This is a genomic window from Thalassiella azotivora, assembly GCF_054781695.1.
The window spans coordinates 1-16,256 of sequence record NZ_BAAGTX010000002.1 but is presented as its reverse complement, the minus strand read 5'-3'; the positions used below and the strand labels follow the sequence as shown (position 1 = coordinate 16,256).

The window sequence follows — 16,256 nt, the reverse complement described above, 5'->3', positions numbered from 1 at the left end:
CCGCATGACGCGCCTGTCGACCGACACCCTCGGGAGCCTGCCGGCGGACGTCTCCGTGCCCGGCTACGACCGGTCCGCCGTCACGACCGGCATCGTGCACGTCGGCGTCGGCGGCTTCCACCGCGCCCACCAGGCGATGTACCTGGACCGGCTGATGGACGCCGGCGCCGCCCTGGACTGGGGGATCTGCGGCGTCGGGCTGATGCCGGGGGACCGGCGGATGCGGGACGCGCTGGCCGCCCAGGACCACCTGTACACGCTGGTGGTCAAGCACCCGGACGGCCGGCTCGAGGCCCGCGTGGTGGGCTCGCTCGTGGACTACCTCTTCGCGCCCGACGACCCCGAGGCGGTCGTCGAGAGGATGGCCGACCCCGCGACGAGGATCGTCTCGCTGACCGTCACCGAGGGCGGGTACCACGTGAACCAGGTGACCGGGGAGTTCGACCCGTCCGACCCGGCGATCCAGGCGGACCTCCAGCCGGACGCCGTCCCGTCGACGACGTTCGGCCTGCTCACCGCCGCGCTGCGCCGGCGCCGTGAGCGCGGCGTGCCGCCGTTCACCGTGATGAGCTGCGACAACATCCAGGGCAACGGCCACGTGGCCCAGGCGATGCTCACCGCGTTCGCGCGGTTGCAGGACCCGGAGCTGGCCGAGCACCTCGAACGCGACGTGGCCTTCCCCAGCTCCATGGTCGACCGGATCACCCCCGTCACCAGCGACGAGGACCGGGCCGCCGTCCGGGACCTCCTCGGCGTCGAGGACGTCTGGCCGGTGGTCTGCGAGCCGTGGACCCAGTGGGTGCTCGAGGACCGGTTCACCGCCGGCCGCCCCCCGCTGGAGGACGTCGGCGTCCAGGTCGTCGACGACGTCGTCCCCTACGAGCTGATGAAGCTGCGGCTGCTCAACGCCAGCCACCAGGCCCTGTGCTACCTCGGCTACCTCAGCGGGTACCGGTACGCCCACGAGGTGTGCGCCGACCCGCTGTTCGTGGACCTGCTGCTCGGGTACATGCGCGAGGAGGCCGAGCCCACGCTCGCCCCCGTCCCCGGGGTGGACGTCGCGCAGTACCAGCAGGCGCTCGTCGACCGGTTCGCCAACCCCGAGGTGCGCGACACGCTCGCACGGCTGTGCGCGGAGAGCTCGGACCGGATCCCCAAGTGGCTGGTGCCCGTCGTCCGCGAGCAGCTCGAGCGGGGAGGCGAGGTCCGGCGGTCGGCGCTCGTCGTGGCGTCCTGGGCCCGGTACGCCGAGGGCGTCGACGAGCAGGGCGAGCCGATCGAGGTCGTGGACCGGTTGCGGGACAGGGTGACGGCGGCCGCGGCACGCCAGTCGCAGGACCCGCTCGCCTTCCTGCGGGACCGGGACCTGTTCGGCGACCTGGTGGACGACGAGCGCTTCACCGGCCCCTACCTGGAGGCGCTGCGCTCGCTGCACGAGCGCGGTGCGCGGTCGACGGTGGAGGCCGTCGTCCGGGGCTGACCCCACGCCCCGGGCCCGTCGGACGTTCAGACGCCGTGCACCTGGCGCCGGACGCCGGCGTACCGCTCGCGCACCTGGGCTCCCCAGTCGGCCCCGGTGGGCTCGTGCTCGCTGAGGACCTCGCGGTCCCACTCCGGCGGTTCGGCGTCCCCGGACAGCACCCACGCGGCCTGGCGGGCGGCCCCGAGCGCGACGTACTCGGCCGGCCGGGGCACGCTCACCGGCACCCCGAAGACGTCCGGAGCCGCCCCCCGCACGGCGGCGGACCGGGCCGCACCGCCGACGAGCACCGCGGACTCGACGTGGACGCCGTTGCGGCGCAGCACGTCGAGCGCGTCGGCGATGCCGCAGAGCATGCCGAGGACGCCGGCTCGCGCCACGTTCGCAGGCGTCATGCTGCCCCGGCGCATGCCGTGCAGGCTGCCGGCCGCCTCAGGCAGCGCCGGCGTCCGCTCGCCGTCGAGGTAGGGCAGGAGCACCAGGCCGTCGGCGTCCGGTGCCGCCTCGCCCTGGAGCCGCTCGAGACCGGCGAGGTCCTCGCCGACCATCTGGGCGACGGCACCGAGGACGCGGGCCGCGTTCATCGTGCAGCTGAGCGGCAGGAGCCGCCCCTGGCCGTCGGCGAACCGGTTCAGCTCGCCGCTCGGGTCCGGGGTGACGTCGTCCGCGGAGGCGAAGACCGCGCCGCTGGTGCCCAGCGACACGGCCACCTCGCCGGGTCGCAGCCCCAGGCCCAGGGCGGCTGCGGCGTTGTCGCCGAGGCCCGGGCCGACGAGCGTCCCGGCGGGCGTGCGCCCCGCGGACCCGGACGGGGCGAGGACGCGCGGCACGCCGACGACCCGCCCGAACGCGTGGGCGAGCAGGTCCTCGCGGTACCGGTCCTCGTCGGCCGACCAGTAGCCCGTCCCGGAGGCCTCGCTGCGGTCGGTCACCTTCTCCGCGTCGCCCTGCGCGCCACCGAGCAGCTGCCAGGTCAGCCAGTCGTGGGGGAGGAGCACGTCGGCGACACGGTCGGCGTGCTCGGGCTCGTTCTCGGCCAGCCAGGCGAGCTTGCTGACGGTCAGCGAGTGGATGGGGACCGACCCCACCGCGTCCACCCAGGCCCGCGCGCCGAGCTCGTCGGCCAGCCGCCGTGCCTGCGGCGCGCTGCGGACGTCGTTCCACAGCAGCGCGTCGCGGACGACCGACCCGTGCGCGTCGAGCGCGACCATCCCGTGCTGCTGGCCGGCGACGGCGACGGCGGCTACGTCGTCCAGGTGACCGCGGACGGCGCCGGTCGCCGTGCGCAGCGCCTCGTACCAGGCGGCGGGGGCGACCTCGGTGCCGTCGGGGTGGGGCGACTGCCCCTGGTCGAGGACCCGACCGTCCGCGGGGTCGACGAGGAGCACCTTGCACGACTGCGTCGAGGAGTCGACGCCGGCGACGAGCTGCTCGGTCACGGGACCTCCGGGGGCGGTGTGCCGGGCTCGCGGCCCGGGTGCGGCGGGAAAAGCGCACGTACCCACCCAACCAACCACAGCGAGCGACGCCTCGACAGTCTTGATGTCACACAAAATGTGTGACAAGTTGCGGGACGTCGGCGTCGCCCGAGCCCCGCGGAGGTCCCCATGCGCCGTCCACCACGCCCACCACGTCTCGCAGGACCACCCGCCGTGCCCCGCGCAGCGGGTGGTCCGACGCGTCGCTCCCTGCTGCGCGCCGGCCTGCTCGGCGCCGGCGCGCTCGCCGGCACCGGTGCCCTGGCCGGCTGCTCCGGCGACGCCCCGCGGCCCGTCCCCTCCCTGACGCCGGGCCAGGACCCGTGGCGGCGCTTCGAGGGCACGACCATCAACTTCATCTCGGAGAACACCGCGCCGACCGCGGCGATCGCCGCGAACCTCCAGCCGTTCCGCGACCTGACCGGCATCGACGTCCAGATCGTCAACCTCGAGCTGTCCGCGCTCGTGCAGCGCGTCGCGCTCGACATGGCCTCCGGTGACGCGCGCTACCAGGTCATCTACGCCGACCCCTACCAGGTCCTGGCGCCGTACAGCGCCGGGCTCGTCGACCTGCGGGAGTTCATCGAGGACGACAGCTACCCGCCGCTCGAGGGCGGGCTCGAGGACTTCATCCCGACCCAGCTGCGGGCGACCGGCAAGTTCGAGGACGAGGACCCGGTGCTGGCCCTGCCGTACGACTGCCCCACGATGATCTGGCAGTACCGGGCCGACCTGTTCGAGCGCTACGGCCCGCAGATGCAGGACGAGCTGGGGTTCGACCCCACGCCCGGGTCGGAGCGCACCTGGGAGGAGTACCTGCAGATCGCCCGCTGGTTCAACGACAACGTCGACGAGGTCGCCTACGGCACGGGGCACCAGGCCAAGCAGCACGACTCGCTGATGTGCGACTTCAGCAACGTCCTGTGGGCGTACGGCGGCGACTACTTCCAGGGCGGTGAGCAGGTCGGGCTCATCGGCGTGCGCGAGCCCGGGGAGTGCGTCCTGGACTCCGACGAGGCCGTCGCCGCCGCCGCCTTCTACGACGAGCTGCTGTCCGTGGCGCACCCGGCCTCGAGCACGTGGGACTGGGACGGCGTCGGGGCGGCGCTGCGCGCCGGTGAGATCGCGATGTGCCCCAACTGGCACGAGTTCGCCGCCAGCAACGAGCAGGTGCTGCCGGGGCAGATCGCCTACGCGCCGCTGCCCTCCGGCCCCGCACGGACCGCGCACATGTTCGGCGGGACGGGGATCTCCGTGGCCGCCAACTCCTCCGGCGCCCAGCGGGGCGCCGCCTGGCTGTTCGTCAACTGGGCCACGTCGCCGCAGACCCAGCTGAGCAACCTGCGCAGCGAGGCCGGCGGGGGCACCCCGACCCGGCTGTCCGTCTACGACCTGCCCGAGGTCCAGCAGGCGACGACCCGACCCAGCGAGATGCCGAACATGCTCACCTACGACGCGGTGACGACCGCGTGGGAGGAGGACAACATCGGCCTGCGGCCGAAGATCCCGATGTGGAACGCCTGCGACACCGCCATCTTCACGGGCCTGTCCAAGATGATCGCCGGCCAGCAGTCTCCTGAGGAGACCATGCGCGGCGTCGCCGGCAGGTTCGAGCGCATCGTCGACCGGGGGTGGCAGGCATGACCGCCGACACGCGGGCCCCCGCGGGCCCGGCGAACCGCCCGGACCGGGGCCGCGGGCTGACGTTCACCGGCAAGCTGCTCGCGCCGGGGGTGACCGTTCTCGCCCTGCTGTCGATCGTGCCCTTCGTCGCGCTGGTCGTGATGAGCTTCAGCCACGTGCGCCTCCTGGGCGGGGTGCGGCTGGAGTGGGCGGGGCTGGACAACTGGTCGCGCGTCCTGACCGACCCCGACATGTGGGCGAGCTGGTTGCGGACGGGCGTGTACCTCGTCGCCACGCTGGGCCTGGAGATGGTGCTCGGCGTCGGCATCGCGCTGGCCCTGCACCGGGTCGTCAGCGGACGGGGTCTGCTGCTGTCGCTGGTGCTCCTGCCGATGTTCGTCGCCCCCGTCATCGTGGGCCTGCTGGGCCGCTACCTGACGGACTCGACCTTCGGGCTCTACGCGTGGGTCCTGCAGCAGCTCGGGTGGCAGGGGGACGTGCTCGGCAGCCCGACCACCGCGTTCGTGGCCGTCGTGCTGATGGACGTGTGGGAGTGGACGCCGCTCATCACCCTCATCACGCTCGCAGGTCTCAGCTCGGTGAACCCGTCGGTCCTCGAGGCCGCCGCCCTGGACGGCGCGGGCTACTGGTCGACGCTGCGGCACATCGTCCTGCCGTCCATCTCCGGCATCCTGCTCGTGGCCCTGCTCATCCGCGCCATGGACGCCGTCCGCTACTACGACATCATCTACGTCACCACCAACGGCGGCCCCGCCGACGCGACGAAGATCATCCCGATCCGGTTGTTCGAGAACGCCTTCCGGTTCTTCGACCTCGGGTACGCCGCCGCCATCGGTCTGATGATGCTCGTGGTCACCATCGCCATCGCCAAGCTGTTCGTCAGCGTGCTCGGATCGAAGGAGGTGGCCCGGTGAGTGCTCCCGCTCCCGCCACGCCCCAGAAGGACGTACCCCATGCGGCGCCCACGCGCCCGCAGGGCACCGTCGCCGCCATCGAGAAGCGCAGCGGCCGCAGCCGGGTGGTCGTCGCCGTCGTCCTGACCCTGGTGCTCCTGTGGACCCTGGTCCCGCTCGCGTGGATGGTCATGGCGTCGTTCAAGAGCTCGGCGGACGTCACGGCCGGCACCCCGCAGGTCCTGTTCGAACCGACGCTGGACAACTACCGCGACCTGTTCAGCGGGCCCAACGACCTGACGCCGTACCTGTGGCACAGCGTCGTCGCCGCCGGGGTCTCCGCGATCCTGTCGCTCGTCCTGGGGACCCTGGCGGGCTACGGCCTGTCCCGCTCGCTGATGCGCCGCAAGAACGACCTGTCGTTCTGGATCATCTCGACCCGGATGGCGCCGATCGCCGCGGTGATCCTGCCGCTGTTCCTGATGTTCCGGCTCGCCGGCCTCATCGACACGCTCCCCGGCCTCGTCCTGGCGTACATGACGTTCAACCTGCCGTTCGCGATCTGGCTGATGAGCGCCTTCTTCTCCGACATCTCGCCGTCGATCGAGGAGTCTGCCCTGGTCGCCGGCTGCAGCCGGTGGCAGGCGTTCTGGCACGTCGTGCTGCCGCTCAGCAAGGCGGGACTCGTCACCACCGGCGTGCTGTGCCTGGTCTTCGCCTGGAACGACTACGCGTTCGCGACGGTGTTCTCGGGTCCGAACTCGCAGACGCTGCCCATCGCCGCGAGCCAGCTCGTGACGCAGACCGGCATCGACTGGGGCCAGGTCACCGCGATCGGCACGATCGTCGTGCTGCCGATGATCCTGGCCGGCCTGGCCGTCCGCCGGTGGCTCGTCACCGGCCTGTCCCTGGGAGCGGTGACCGGTGAGTGACACCACCACCCACGCGGTGCCGGGGACGATGCGCGTCAGCGTCCTGCGCGGTGTGCGGGACCTGGCCGTCGAGGAGCGCCCCGTCCCCGCACCGGGCCCCCGCGAGGTGCTCGTCCGCGTCGGCTCGGTCGGTGTGTGCGGCTCGGACGTGCACTACTACGAGCACGGGCGGATCGGTGACTTCGTCGTCCGGGAGCCGCTGGTGCTCGGGCACGAGGCGGGCGGGACCGTCGTCGCCGTGGGGGACGGGGTCGACCCGGCCCGGGTCGGCCAGCGCGTGTCCCTCGAACCGGGCGTGCCGTGCCGGCGGTGCGAGCAGTGCCTCGCCGGCCGCTACAACCTGTGCCCGGACGTGCGGTTCTTCGCGACCCCACCCGTGGACGGGGCGTTCGCCGAGTACGTCACGCTCGCGGACGACTTCGCGCACCCCGTGCCGGACACGGTGTCGGACGACGCCGCCGGGCTGCTCGAGCCGCTGTCCGTGGGGGTCTGGGCCAACCGCAAGGCGGGCGTGGGCGTGGCGTCGTCCGTGCTCGTGACCGGCGCCGGCCCCGTGGGCCTGCTCGTCGCGCAGGTCGCCCGCGCCCTGGGGGCCGCCGAGATCGTCGTGTCGGACGTCGACGCCCACCGTCGCGACCTGGCGCGCGAGCTGGGCGCCACCCGGGTCCTGGACCCCGCCGAGGGCTCCCCGGCGGACCAGGGCGTGCAGGTCGACGCCTTCGTCGAGTGCTCCGGCGCTCCCGCCGCGGTGGCATCGGGCTTCGGTGCCGTCCGCCGTGCGGGGACCGTCGTGCTCGTCGGGATGGGCGCCGACGAGATGACCGTGCCGGTCGCCGCCGTCCAGAACCGCGAGCTGGTCGTCACCGGGACGTTCCGCTACGCCGGCACCTGGCCCGAGGCGATCCACCTCGCGGCGTCCGGGGCGGTCGACCTCGACCGGCTGGTCACGGGTCACGTCGACCTCGACCACGTCGAGCAGGCCCTGGCACCGGACCCCGCCGACCGGCACGTCAAGATCGTCGTGCGGCCGGGCGGCGTGTGACCGTGTCGGGTGTCGTGAGCGCGTCCGGTGTCGTGACCGGCGTCGGATGACCCGGTCGGACGGCGGAGGCGGCAGGACGAGCGACGGGCAGGTGCGGGTGGTGCGCGGGAGCAGGTCCAGCGACGCCTCGGTGCAGGCGCGCCGCGAGGCCGTCCTCGAGCACGTCCTCGAGGCGGGGGAGTGCACCATCGCCGACCTCGCGCGGCGCTTCGCCGTCAGCGGCATGACGATGCACCGCGACCTCGACGCCCTCGCGGCGGCGGGGTACCTGCGCAAGCAGCGCGGCCGGGCCGTGGCCCCCTCGGAGCTGACCGTCGAGACCAGCGCGCTCTTCCGGCTGCGGACGGCGACCGCGGTCAAGGAGGCGGTCGCCGCCCGGGCCGTCGACCTCGTGGACGACGTGCGCACCGTCTTCGTCGACGACTCCACGTCCGTCCTGCCGCTGCTGCGGCTGCTGACCCGCCGCGCGCACGGGCCGCTGACCGTGCTGACGAACTACCTGCAGGTGGTCCGCGAGGTGGACGGCGCCCCGCGCGTCCAGGTGCACCTGCTCGGCGGCGACTACGACCCGCACCTCGACGCGACCTTCGGGCCCGCCGCGCTGGAGGCCGTCCGCCGGCAGCGCGTCGACGTGGCGCTGCTCAGCTCGCCGGCCGTCCGCCAGGGCACCTGCTACCACGCGCTCGAGCCGTCGGCCGAGCTCAAGCTGGCCGCCCTCGACGTCGCGGACCGCAGCGTGCTGCTGCTCGACCACACGAAGCTGGGGCGAGGGGCCTCGCACGAGGTGTGCTCGGTGGACCGCTTCAGCCACGTCGTCGTCGACGACGCCGCTGACCCGACCGAGGTCGCGGCCGCGCGCGCCACCGGCGCCGACGTGCGGGTCGTGCACGCACCCGCCCACGTCCAGCCCCACCCCGCCGGCCCCGACGGCACCCGCACCCCGAGGAGATCCCGATGACCGTGCTCGACCGCTTCCGCCTCGACGGGACGGTGGCCCTCGTCACCGGCGCCAACCGGGGGCTCGGCCGCGCCTTCGCGCTCGGGCTCGCCGAGGCCGGCGCGGACGTCGCCCTCGTCGCCCGGGACGCGGCGCGCACCGAGGAGGTGGCCGAGCAGGTCCGCGCGCGCGGCCGCCGGGCCCTGGTCGTCGGGGCGGACGTCACCGTCACGGCGGACGTCGACCGGGCCGTGAGCGCGTGCGTCGACGAGCTCGGCGCGCTGGACGTCCTGGTGAACAACGCGGGCGTGGCGATCCACCGCCCGGCGCTCGAGGTGCCCGACGAGGAGTGGGACCAGGTCCTCGACCTCAACCTCACCGCGTTGTGGCGCTGCAGCCGGGCGGCCGCGCGGCACATGGTCGACGCCGGCGGCGGGGTGATCGTCAACATCGGCAGCATCTCCGCGCAGATCGTCAACCGGCCGCAGTGGCAGCCCGCGTACAACGCCTCCAAGGCGGCCGTGCACCAGCTGACCAAGAGCCTGGCCGCCGAGTGGGCGCCGCACGGCATCCGCGTCAACGCGCTCGCGCCCGGGTACGTCAAGACGGAGATGGCACCCGTGGACCGGCCGGAGTTCCGCCAGCACTGGATCCTGGACGCGCCGATGCAGCGGTACGCCACCCCGGAGGAGATCGCCCCCAGCCTCGTCTACCTCGCCTCGGACGCGTCGTCCTTCATGACCGGGTCGGTCCTCGTCGTCGACGGCGGGTACACGGTGCACTGACGGCCGCTCGACCGCCCGGGGCGGCCGCGCGTCAGTCGTCCCGGGGTGGGGCGGCGTCGATCCGGGCGAGGAGGTCGGCCAGTGGGTCGCCGTCGTAGCCCTCCCAGTTCGACTCGACCCACCACGTCGCCCCGGCGGCCCGGTACGGCGCCACGTGCTCCGCTCCCGCCGGTCCGGTCGGGCTGATGCCCTCGACGACGACGTCGTACCCGTCCCACGGCAGGCCGGCTGCCTCGCGCAGCGGCCGCGTCCGCTCGACGGCGTCGGCGAGGTCGTCGGGCGTGAACGGGCTGTCCGGGCCGTTGCCGACCTTCGCCGCCAGCAGGCCGTCCCACCGGGCCGCGCGGCCGAGCGAGCGCTCCGACGGCGTGGCACCCACCACCCACACCGGGACCCTCGGCGTCTGCACGGGCGGGGGCGGCGGCACGAACGTCGTCGGCCGCACCGCGTAGTGGCGTCCCTCGTAGGAGAACGGCTGGCCGCGCATCAGGCCGTCGTACACGGCGAGCCCCTCGTCCAGCTTCTGCGCCCGCACGCGGCGTCCCTCGTCCGGCTCGAACGCCAGCCAGCCCTCGTGCGGCGCGCCGAGCCCCACCGCGAGCTGGGCCCTGCCGCCTGAGAGCGCGTCGAGGGTGGCCACCCGCCCCGCGAGCTCCCACGGCCGGATCCTCGGCAGCGGGGTGAGCATCGTCCCGAGCCGGATCCTCTCCGTCGTCATCGCGGCTGCGGCGAGGGTCATCCAGGCGTCCTGCCCCCACACGGTCTCCCAGGTGAAGATCGCGTCCCACCCGCGCGCCTCCGCGCGTCGCGCGGCGTCGGCGAACTGCCGCGTCGTCCCACTGGCCATCACGAACCCGTAGCGCATGCGGTCACCCTGCACCCGACCACCGACAGCCGGCTCCCCACCGGCCCTCGCCGTCCCCGCCCCGACCCCGCGCCCCGACCCCGCGCCCCGACCCCGCGCCCCGACCCCGCGCCCCGACCCCGCGCCCCTGCGCCGAGTCGGACGAACACGCCGTCCCGCCGCGCGCGCGGACGGCGCGTCCGTCCGACCCGGCGTGAGCGCGTTACCCGCCGGTCAGGCGCGGACCCAGGCGGTGACGTCGGTCGGGACCGCCTGCCGGCCGGCGTCGTCCACCAGGTCACCGCTGACCAGCAGCACCTCCGCGCCGTCGGGCAGCACAACCGGTTGCTCGCCGAGGTTGGTCACGACCAGCACCGACCCGTTGCGCAGGCACACGACGTCCTCGCCGGTGTCGACCCACTCCAGCGAACCCGCGCCCAGGGCGAGGTCGCGGCGCAGGCGCAGACCCATCCGGTACAGCTCGAGGGTCGAGCCGGGGACGCCGTCCTGGGCGTCGGCGGCCAGCTCCCGGTAGGCGTCGGGCTGCGGGAGCCACGTCCGGCCGGACGGGCCGAAGCCCAGGCCGGGGGCGCCGGCCGCCCACGGCATCGGCACCCGGCAGCCGTCGCGGCCGAGGTGCTCGCCGCCGGTACGGAAGAACGTCGGGTCCTGGCGGACCTCGTCGGGCAGGGTCGTGTGCTCGGGCAGGCCGAGCTCCTCGCCCTGGTACACGTACGCCGAGCCGGGCAGGGCGAGCATCAGCGCGGAGGCCGCCCGGGCGCGCCGCAGGCCGAGCTCGGCGTCCGGCTGCGGGTCCGTGGCGCCGATGCCGTTGGGCCGGTGCGTGCCGACCGGCAGCCCGAGGCGGCTGGCGTGCCGGACGACGTCGTGGTTGCTGAGCACCCACGTGGTCGGTGCGCCCACCGCGGCGTCCGCGGCCAGCGAGTGCTCGACCACGCGCCGCAGGTCGGGGCCGCGCCAGGCGGCCTCGAGGTAGTCGAAGTTGAACGCCTGGTGCATCTCGTCCGGCCGCACGTACAGCGCGAGCCGCTCGGCGGGCTCGACCCAGGCCTCGGCGACGAGGATCCGCTCGCCCGGGTAGGTGTCGAGTAGGGCACGCCACTCGCGGTAGATCTCGTGCACGCCGTCCTGGTCCCACATCGGGGGCCGCTCGCCGTCCTCGTTGGAGCCGTGCAGCATCTCCTGCTCGTGGTCCCAGTCCGGCAGGCCGGGGGCCTTGACCAGCCCGTGGGCGACGTCGACGCGGAAGCCGTCGACGCCGCGGTCCAGCCAGAACCGCAGGACGTCGAGGAACTCGTCGCGGACCTCGCGCAGCTCCCAGTTCAGGTCGGGCTGCTTGACGTCGAAGATGTGCAGGTACCACTGGCCGGGGGTGCCGTCGGCCTCGGTGACGCGCTCCCACGCGGAGCCGCCGAAGACGCTGCGCCAGTCGTTGGGCGGCAGCTCGCCGTGCTCGCCGCGACCGTCGCGGAAGACGTACCGCTCGCGCTCCGGGCTGCCGGGGGCGGCGGCCAGGGCGGCCTGGAACCAGACGTGCTCGTCCGAGGTGTGGTTGGGGACGAGGTCGACGACGACGCGCAGCCCCAGCTCGTGCGCCCGCGCGACCAGCGCGTCGGCGTCGGCCAGGGTGCCGAACACCGGGTCGACGTCCCGGTAGTCGGCGACGTCGTAGCCCGCGTCCGCCTGCGGGGAGACGTAGAACGGAGACAGCCAGACGGCGTCCACGCCGAGCTCGGCCAGGTACGGCAGGCGCGCCGTGGCGCCGGCCAGGTCGCCGACGCCGTCGCCGTCGGAGTCGGCGAACGAGCGCGGGTACACCTGGTAGATGACGGCGGTCCGCCACCACTCGGGTGCCTGCGCCGGGTCACCGGCGGCGGTGGACGGGCTGGTGACGGGGCTCTGGTGCGTCGTGGTCACCGACCGAGCCTAGGGCCTGGTCCGGCGATCTGTGAAATGTCTTGCAGGTCTTGCGAGCCGGTTTCATGATCGGCCGGACGCCGGCCGGCCGGCGGGCTGGCCACCTACTCCATCGCGTTGAGCAGGGAGTGCGCGGCGCGCTCCAGGTAGTCCCACAGCAGGGCCTCGTGCAGCGGCGCCAGGCCGAGGTCGTCCACCGCGGCGCGCATGTGCGTCAGCCACAGGTCCCGGGCCCTCGGGGTCACCCGGAACGGCGCGTGCCGCATCCGCAGCCGCGGGTGCCCGCGCTGCTCGGAGTACGTCGTGGGGCCGCCCCAGTACTGCTCGAGGAACATCCGGAGCCGGTCCTCGGCGGGCCCCAGGTCCTCCTCGGGGTACATCGCCCGCAGCTCCGGGTCCGCGGCGACGCCCTGGTAGAAGCGGTGGACGAGCCGGCGGAACGTCTCGGCGCCACCCACCTGCTCGTAGAAGCTCGGCTGGTGGCCGGGCTCCTGCTCGGACTGCTGCTGTGGCTGCGTCACGCCTCCCATTGTCCCAGCCGCTCTGCTGTGATGGTCCGGTGGCCGCCCCGACCCCGCCGCAGACCGTGCTCGCCGCCTGCGACCCGGCGCTCGGCGCCCTGCCCCCGCACGACCAGGAGATCTTCCGGCTGAGGCTCGAGCGCTGGTGGGCCGACCTCGTCGAGGGCCTGGCCGGCGCGTACGACGGCGCCGACGAGCTCGCCGGGCGGCTCGCCGTCCTCGCCGCACGGTCCTGGGCGCAGCGGCCGCAGGACCTGCGACGCCACGACCTGCGCCGCAGCCTCGAGCCCGACTGGTTCCAGCGCCCGGACGTCGTCGGGTACGCCGCCTACGCCGACCGGTTCGCCGGCGACCTGGCCGGCGTCGCGACCCGCGTCGAGCACCTGCGTCGCCTCGGCGTCCGCTACCTGCACCTCATGCCCCTGCTGCGCTCCCGCCCCGGCGACGACGACGGCGGGTACGCCGTCGCGGACTACCGGCAGGTCCGCGAGGACCTCGGGGACGTCGAGGACCTGCGCGCGCTGGCGACGACCCTGCGCGGGCACGGGATCAGCCTGTGCCTGGACCTCGTGCTCAACCACGTCGCGCGCGAGCACGCGTGGGCGCAGGCCGCCCGCGCGGGGGACCCGAGGTACCGCGGCTACTTCCACGTGTTCGCCGACCGCGCCGTCCCGGACGCCTTCGAGGCGACGCTGCCCGAGGTCTTCCCGGACTTCGCCCCCGGCTCCTTCACCTGGGACGACGACCTCGACGGTTGGGTCTGGACGACGTTCAACGCCTTCCAGTGGGACCTCGACTGGTCCAACCCCGAGGTCCTCGTGGAGATGGTCGGGGTCGTCCTGCACCTCGCGAACCTCGGTGTCGAGGTGCTGCGCCTGGACGCCATCGCCTTCCTGTGGAAGCGGCTCGGCACCGACTGCCAGAACCAGCCCGAGGTGCACGCCATCACCCAGGCGCTGCACGCCCTGACCCGGGTGGCCGCCCCGGCGACGCTGCTCAAGGCCGAGGCGATCGTCGGGCCCGGCCAGCTCGTCGGCTACCTCGGGCAGGGCCGCCACCACGGCAAGGTCAGCGACCTCGCCTACCACAACAGCCTCATGGTGCAGACGTGGTCGATGCTGGCCAGCCGCGACGTGACCCTGGCGGCCGAGGCGCTGCAGGCGATCCCGCCCGTGCCGACGACGACGGCGTGGATCACCTACGTGCGCTGCCACGACGACATCGGCTGGGCGGTGGACGACGCCGACGCCGCCGCCGTCGGCCTCTCCGGCCCCGGGCACCGGGCGTTCCTGTCCGACTTCTACAGCGGGCGGTTCCCCGGGTCCTTCGCCGACGGCCTGGTCTTCCAGCACAACCCGGCCACCGGCGACCGGCGGATCAGCGGGACGACGGCCAGCCTGTGCGGGGTCGGCGCCGCGGGCGACGACCCCGGTCGGCTGGACGACGCCATCGCCCGGGTCCTGCTCGCCCACGCGCTCGCCCTGGGCTGGGGCGGGGTGCCGGTCATCTGGTCCGGGGACGAGGTGGCCGCGCTCAACGACGCCGGCTGGGCCGGCGAACCCGGCCACGAGGGCGACAACCGGTGGGCGCACCGGCCGCGCCTGGACTGGGACGCCGTCGAGCGAGCCGAGCGGTCGCTCGCCAGCCCTGTGCACGCCCCCCTCCCCGCGCCCGCGGCGGTGCTCGGGGGCCTGCGCCGGCTGGTGGCAGCCCGCGCGGGGACCGAGCAGCTGCACGCGGCCGTGGCGTCGCAGGCGCTGGCGGCGCCGGACCGCGGGGTCCTGGTCGTGCTGCGCGACCACTGGGCCGGCCCGTTCGTCGGCCTGTACAACGTCACCGAGCAGACCCGGTGGGTCGAGGGCTGGTGGCTGCGCGACCTGGGGCTCGACCCGGCCGACGCGGTCGACCGGATCAGCGGGGCGGCGCCGCCGACCGAGGACGACGGCGCCGTCCGGCTGGACGGCTACCGGGTGCTGTGGCTCACCGCGCGGGGCGGCTGAACGGCGCGACGCGACGAGACCGCGGGACGGGCCGGTCGGGTCGGCCGGCCGGGTAGGCCCGTCCTCACAGACCCTTGTCGCTGTCCTCGTCGAGGTCGTTCGCGACGTCCGACTCACCCTTCGGCGGCGGCTGGCGGCGCTCCTCCTCGGGCGCGGGGCCGCCGGTCGAGCCGGGGCCCCCGGCGGGGGAGGCGCCGGCCCGGTCCGCGTCGCCGTGCCCGCGGCCCGGCGCCGCCTCGCCCGAGGCCCTCTCCTCGGCCTCCTGGCGCAGCCACACCGTGCGCTGCGGGAACGGGATCTCCACGCCCTCGGCGTCGAAACGGGCCTTGATCCGCCGCCGCAGCTCGCGGGCGACCTTCCACTGCTCCAGCGGGACGGTCTTGACGACGAGCCGCACCACCACGGCGTCGGCGGACAGCTGCTCGACACCCCACACCTCGGGCTCCTCGAGGACCAGCGGACCCCAGTCGGGGTCGTCCTTGAGCCGGTGCGCGACGTCCGCGAGCAGGTCCTGCACCCGGTTGACGTCCTCGCCGTAGGCGACGCCCACGTCCAGGACGGCGCGGGCCCAGCCCTGGGACTGGTTGCCGACCCGCAGGATCTCGCCGTTGCGCACGTACCAGACCGTGCCGTCCACGGCGCGCAGCCGGGTGACCCGCAGACCGACGGCCTCGACCGAACCGGCCGCCTCGCCGAGGTCGACGACGTCGCCGACGCCGTACTGGTCCTCGACGATCATGAACAGGCCGGAGAGGAAGTCCCGCACCAGCGACTGGGCGCCGAAGCCGAGCGCGACACCGAGCACCCCGGCACCGGCGATCAGCGGTCCGAGGTTGATCCCGAACTCGCCGAGCACCAGCAGGACGGCGATACCCGCCACGACGCCTGTCGCGACGCTCTTGAGCACCGAGCCGATGGTCCGCGCCCGCTGGGCGCGGCGCTCGCCGGCCAGCGGGCTGGCCGCCAGGAACGCCGTCGTCTTGTGCCCGCGGGAGCCGATGCCGGTGCGGCCGGTGGCGATGCGCTCGCTGAGCCGGCCGATCGCCCGGTGGACGAGCCAGCGGACGAGCAGGGCGATGACGAGGATGAGGACGACGCGCAGCACGGTGTCGCCGATGCCGACGACCCAGCGGGCGAGCTTCTCGTTGCCCGTCCAGTCGTGCAGCGTCCCGCAGAAGGTGGGGTCCAGGGTGCCGCACGGGATGTCGGTCTGGGCTCGTTCGAACGTCGACTCGGTCTGCGTCGGGGACGGCTCGGGTTCGGGCACGTCGGGGGTCGTCGTCGCGACCAGGGTGTGCAGGGGAGCGAGCAGGCTCACGCTGGGCGAGCTCCTTCCGTCGGGGGGACGGCCACGGACCGGGACGACCGGGGCCGAGCGGGCTGAGCGGGCTGAGCGAACCGACGAGGCTAGCAACCGCGCGGCGCCCCACGGGCCGCCGCTCGGCACTCGGTACCGCCGCTCAGCACGGCCGGGAGAGGCAGGTCACGCGAGCCGCAGCCCGGTGTGGTGGGCGAGGAACGCCAGGGTGTCGGCGACCAGGTCCACGGTGCGCGAGACCGCCCGGGCGCCGTGGCCGACGTCCTTCTCCCGGCGCAGCAGCACCGGGGACTCCTCGAACGGCGCCGCCGTCGCGTGCTGCAGCGCGGCGCAGAGCTTGCGGGCGTGCAGGGGGTCGACGCGGCTGTCCCCGTCGAACACCTGGAACATCACCGCCGGGTACCGGGTGCCCTCGCGCACCCGGTGGTACGGCGAGTACGCGTG

At 74.4% G+C, this 16,256-nt stretch carries 14 protein-coding genes; 8 read left to right on the top strand and 6 right to left on the bottom strand.

Features of this window, described 5'->3' with window-relative positions; translation table 11 throughout:
• The first annotated feature begins 4 nt into the window (after positions 1–4).
• Positions 5–1,480, top strand: a complete 1,476-nt coding sequence (locus ACYVQV_RS01635) for a mannitol dehydrogenase family protein (protein WP_461021523.1) — start codon at positions 5–7, stop codon at positions 1,478–1,480.
• Positions 1,481–1,506: 26 nt separating this feature from the next.
• Here the strand turns inward: ACYVQV_RS01635 and xylB are convergent, their stop codons facing one another.
• Positions 1,507–2,919, bottom strand: a complete 1,413-nt coding sequence (gene xylB, locus ACYVQV_RS01630; protein ID WP_461021522.1) for a xylulokinase — start codon at positions 2,917–2,919, stop codon at positions 1,507–1,509.
• 213 nt (positions 2,920–3,132) lie between these two features.
• Between xylB and ACYVQV_RS01625 the strand changes: the two genes are divergently transcribed.
• From ACYVQV_RS01625 to ACYVQV_RS01600, 6 genes are all read left to right on the top strand, one after another.
• On the top strand, positions 3,133–4,602 hold the full coding sequence (locus ACYVQV_RS01625; protein WP_461021521.1) for an extracellular solute-binding protein: 1,470 nt from the start codon (positions 3,133–3,135) through the stop codon (positions 4,600–4,602).
• On the top strand, positions 4,599–5,516 hold the full coding sequence (locus ACYVQV_RS01620; protein WP_461021520.1) for a carbohydrate ABC transporter permease: 918 nt from the start codon (positions 4,599–4,601) through the stop codon (positions 5,514–5,516). Before ACYVQV_RS01625 ends, ACYVQV_RS01620 begins: the two co-directional genes overlap by 4 nt.
• Positions 5,513–6,427 (top strand): carbohydrate ABC transporter permease, encoded by a 915-nt coding sequence (locus ACYVQV_RS01615; protein WP_461021519.1) that lies wholly within the window; start codon positions 5,513–5,515, stop codon positions 6,425–6,427. The genes ACYVQV_RS01620 and ACYVQV_RS01615 overlap by 4 nt, the downstream gene beginning before the upstream one ends.
• 28 nt (positions 6,428–6,455) lie before the next feature.
• Entirely contained in the window at positions 6,456–7,469 is a 1,014-nt protein-coding gene (locus ACYVQV_RS01610; RefSeq protein ID WP_461021721.1) for an NAD(P)-dependent alcohol dehydrogenase, read from the top strand.
• 100 nt (positions 7,470–7,569) lie between these two features.
• A complete protein-coding gene (locus ACYVQV_RS01605; RefSeq protein ID WP_461021518.1) occupies positions 7,570–8,427 on the top strand; it encodes a DeoR/GlpR family DNA-binding transcription regulator in 858 nt (285 codons plus the stop codon).
• Positions 8,424–9,191 carry an SDR family NAD(P)-dependent oxidoreductase gene (locus ACYVQV_RS01600; protein ID WP_461021517.1) on the top strand — a complete coding sequence of 256 codons (768 nt, stop codon included), beginning with the start codon at positions 8,424–8,426 and terminating at the stop codon, positions 9,189–9,191. The genes ACYVQV_RS01605 and ACYVQV_RS01600 overlap by 4 nt, the downstream gene beginning before the upstream one ends.
• Before the next feature lie 31 nt (positions 9,192–9,222).
• Here ACYVQV_RS01600 and ACYVQV_RS01595 read toward each other — a convergent pair whose 3' ends face one another.
• From ACYVQV_RS01595 to ACYVQV_RS01585, 3 genes are all read right to left on the bottom strand, one after another.
• Complete coding sequence (locus ACYVQV_RS01595; protein WP_461021516.1) at positions 9,223–10,056, bottom strand: LLM class flavin-dependent oxidoreductase; 834 nt, start codon at positions 10,054–10,056, stop codon at positions 9,223–9,225.
• A 213-nt stretch (positions 10,057–10,269) separates the two neighbouring features.
• On the bottom strand, positions 10,270–11,973 hold the full coding sequence (locus ACYVQV_RS01590) for a glycoside hydrolase family 13 protein (protein WP_461021515.1): 1,704 nt from the start codon (positions 11,971–11,973) through the stop codon (positions 10,270–10,272).
• Positions 11,974–12,077: 104 nt separating this feature from the next.
• A complete protein-coding gene (locus tag ACYVQV_RS01585) occupies positions 12,078–12,503 on the bottom strand; it encodes a globin (protein ID WP_461021514.1) in 426 nt (141 codons plus the stop codon).
• 29 nt (positions 12,504–12,532) lie between these two features.
• On the opposite strand from ACYVQV_RS01585, the gene ACYVQV_RS01580 reads away from it, so the two are divergent.
• Positions 12,533–14,494 (top strand): alpha-amylase family protein, encoded by a 1,962-nt coding sequence (locus tag ACYVQV_RS01580; protein ID WP_461021513.1) that lies wholly within the window; start codon positions 12,533–12,535, stop codon positions 14,492–14,494.
• 64 nt (positions 14,495–14,558) lie between these two features.
• Here the strand turns inward: ACYVQV_RS01580 and ACYVQV_RS01575 are convergent, their stop codons facing one another.
• Together ACYVQV_RS01575 and ACYVQV_RS01570 are read right to left on the bottom strand one after the other, a co-directional pair.
• On the bottom strand, positions 14,559–15,812 hold the full coding sequence (locus tag ACYVQV_RS01575) for a mechanosensitive ion channel family protein (protein WP_461021512.1): 1,254 nt from the start codon (positions 15,810–15,812) through the stop codon (positions 14,559–14,561).
• A gap of 165 nt (positions 15,813–15,977) precedes the next feature.
• A partial coding sequence (locus ACYVQV_RS01570) for a prolyl oligopeptidase family serine peptidase (protein WP_461021511.1) occupies positions 15,978–16,256 on the bottom strand: 279 nt, incomplete at its 5' end.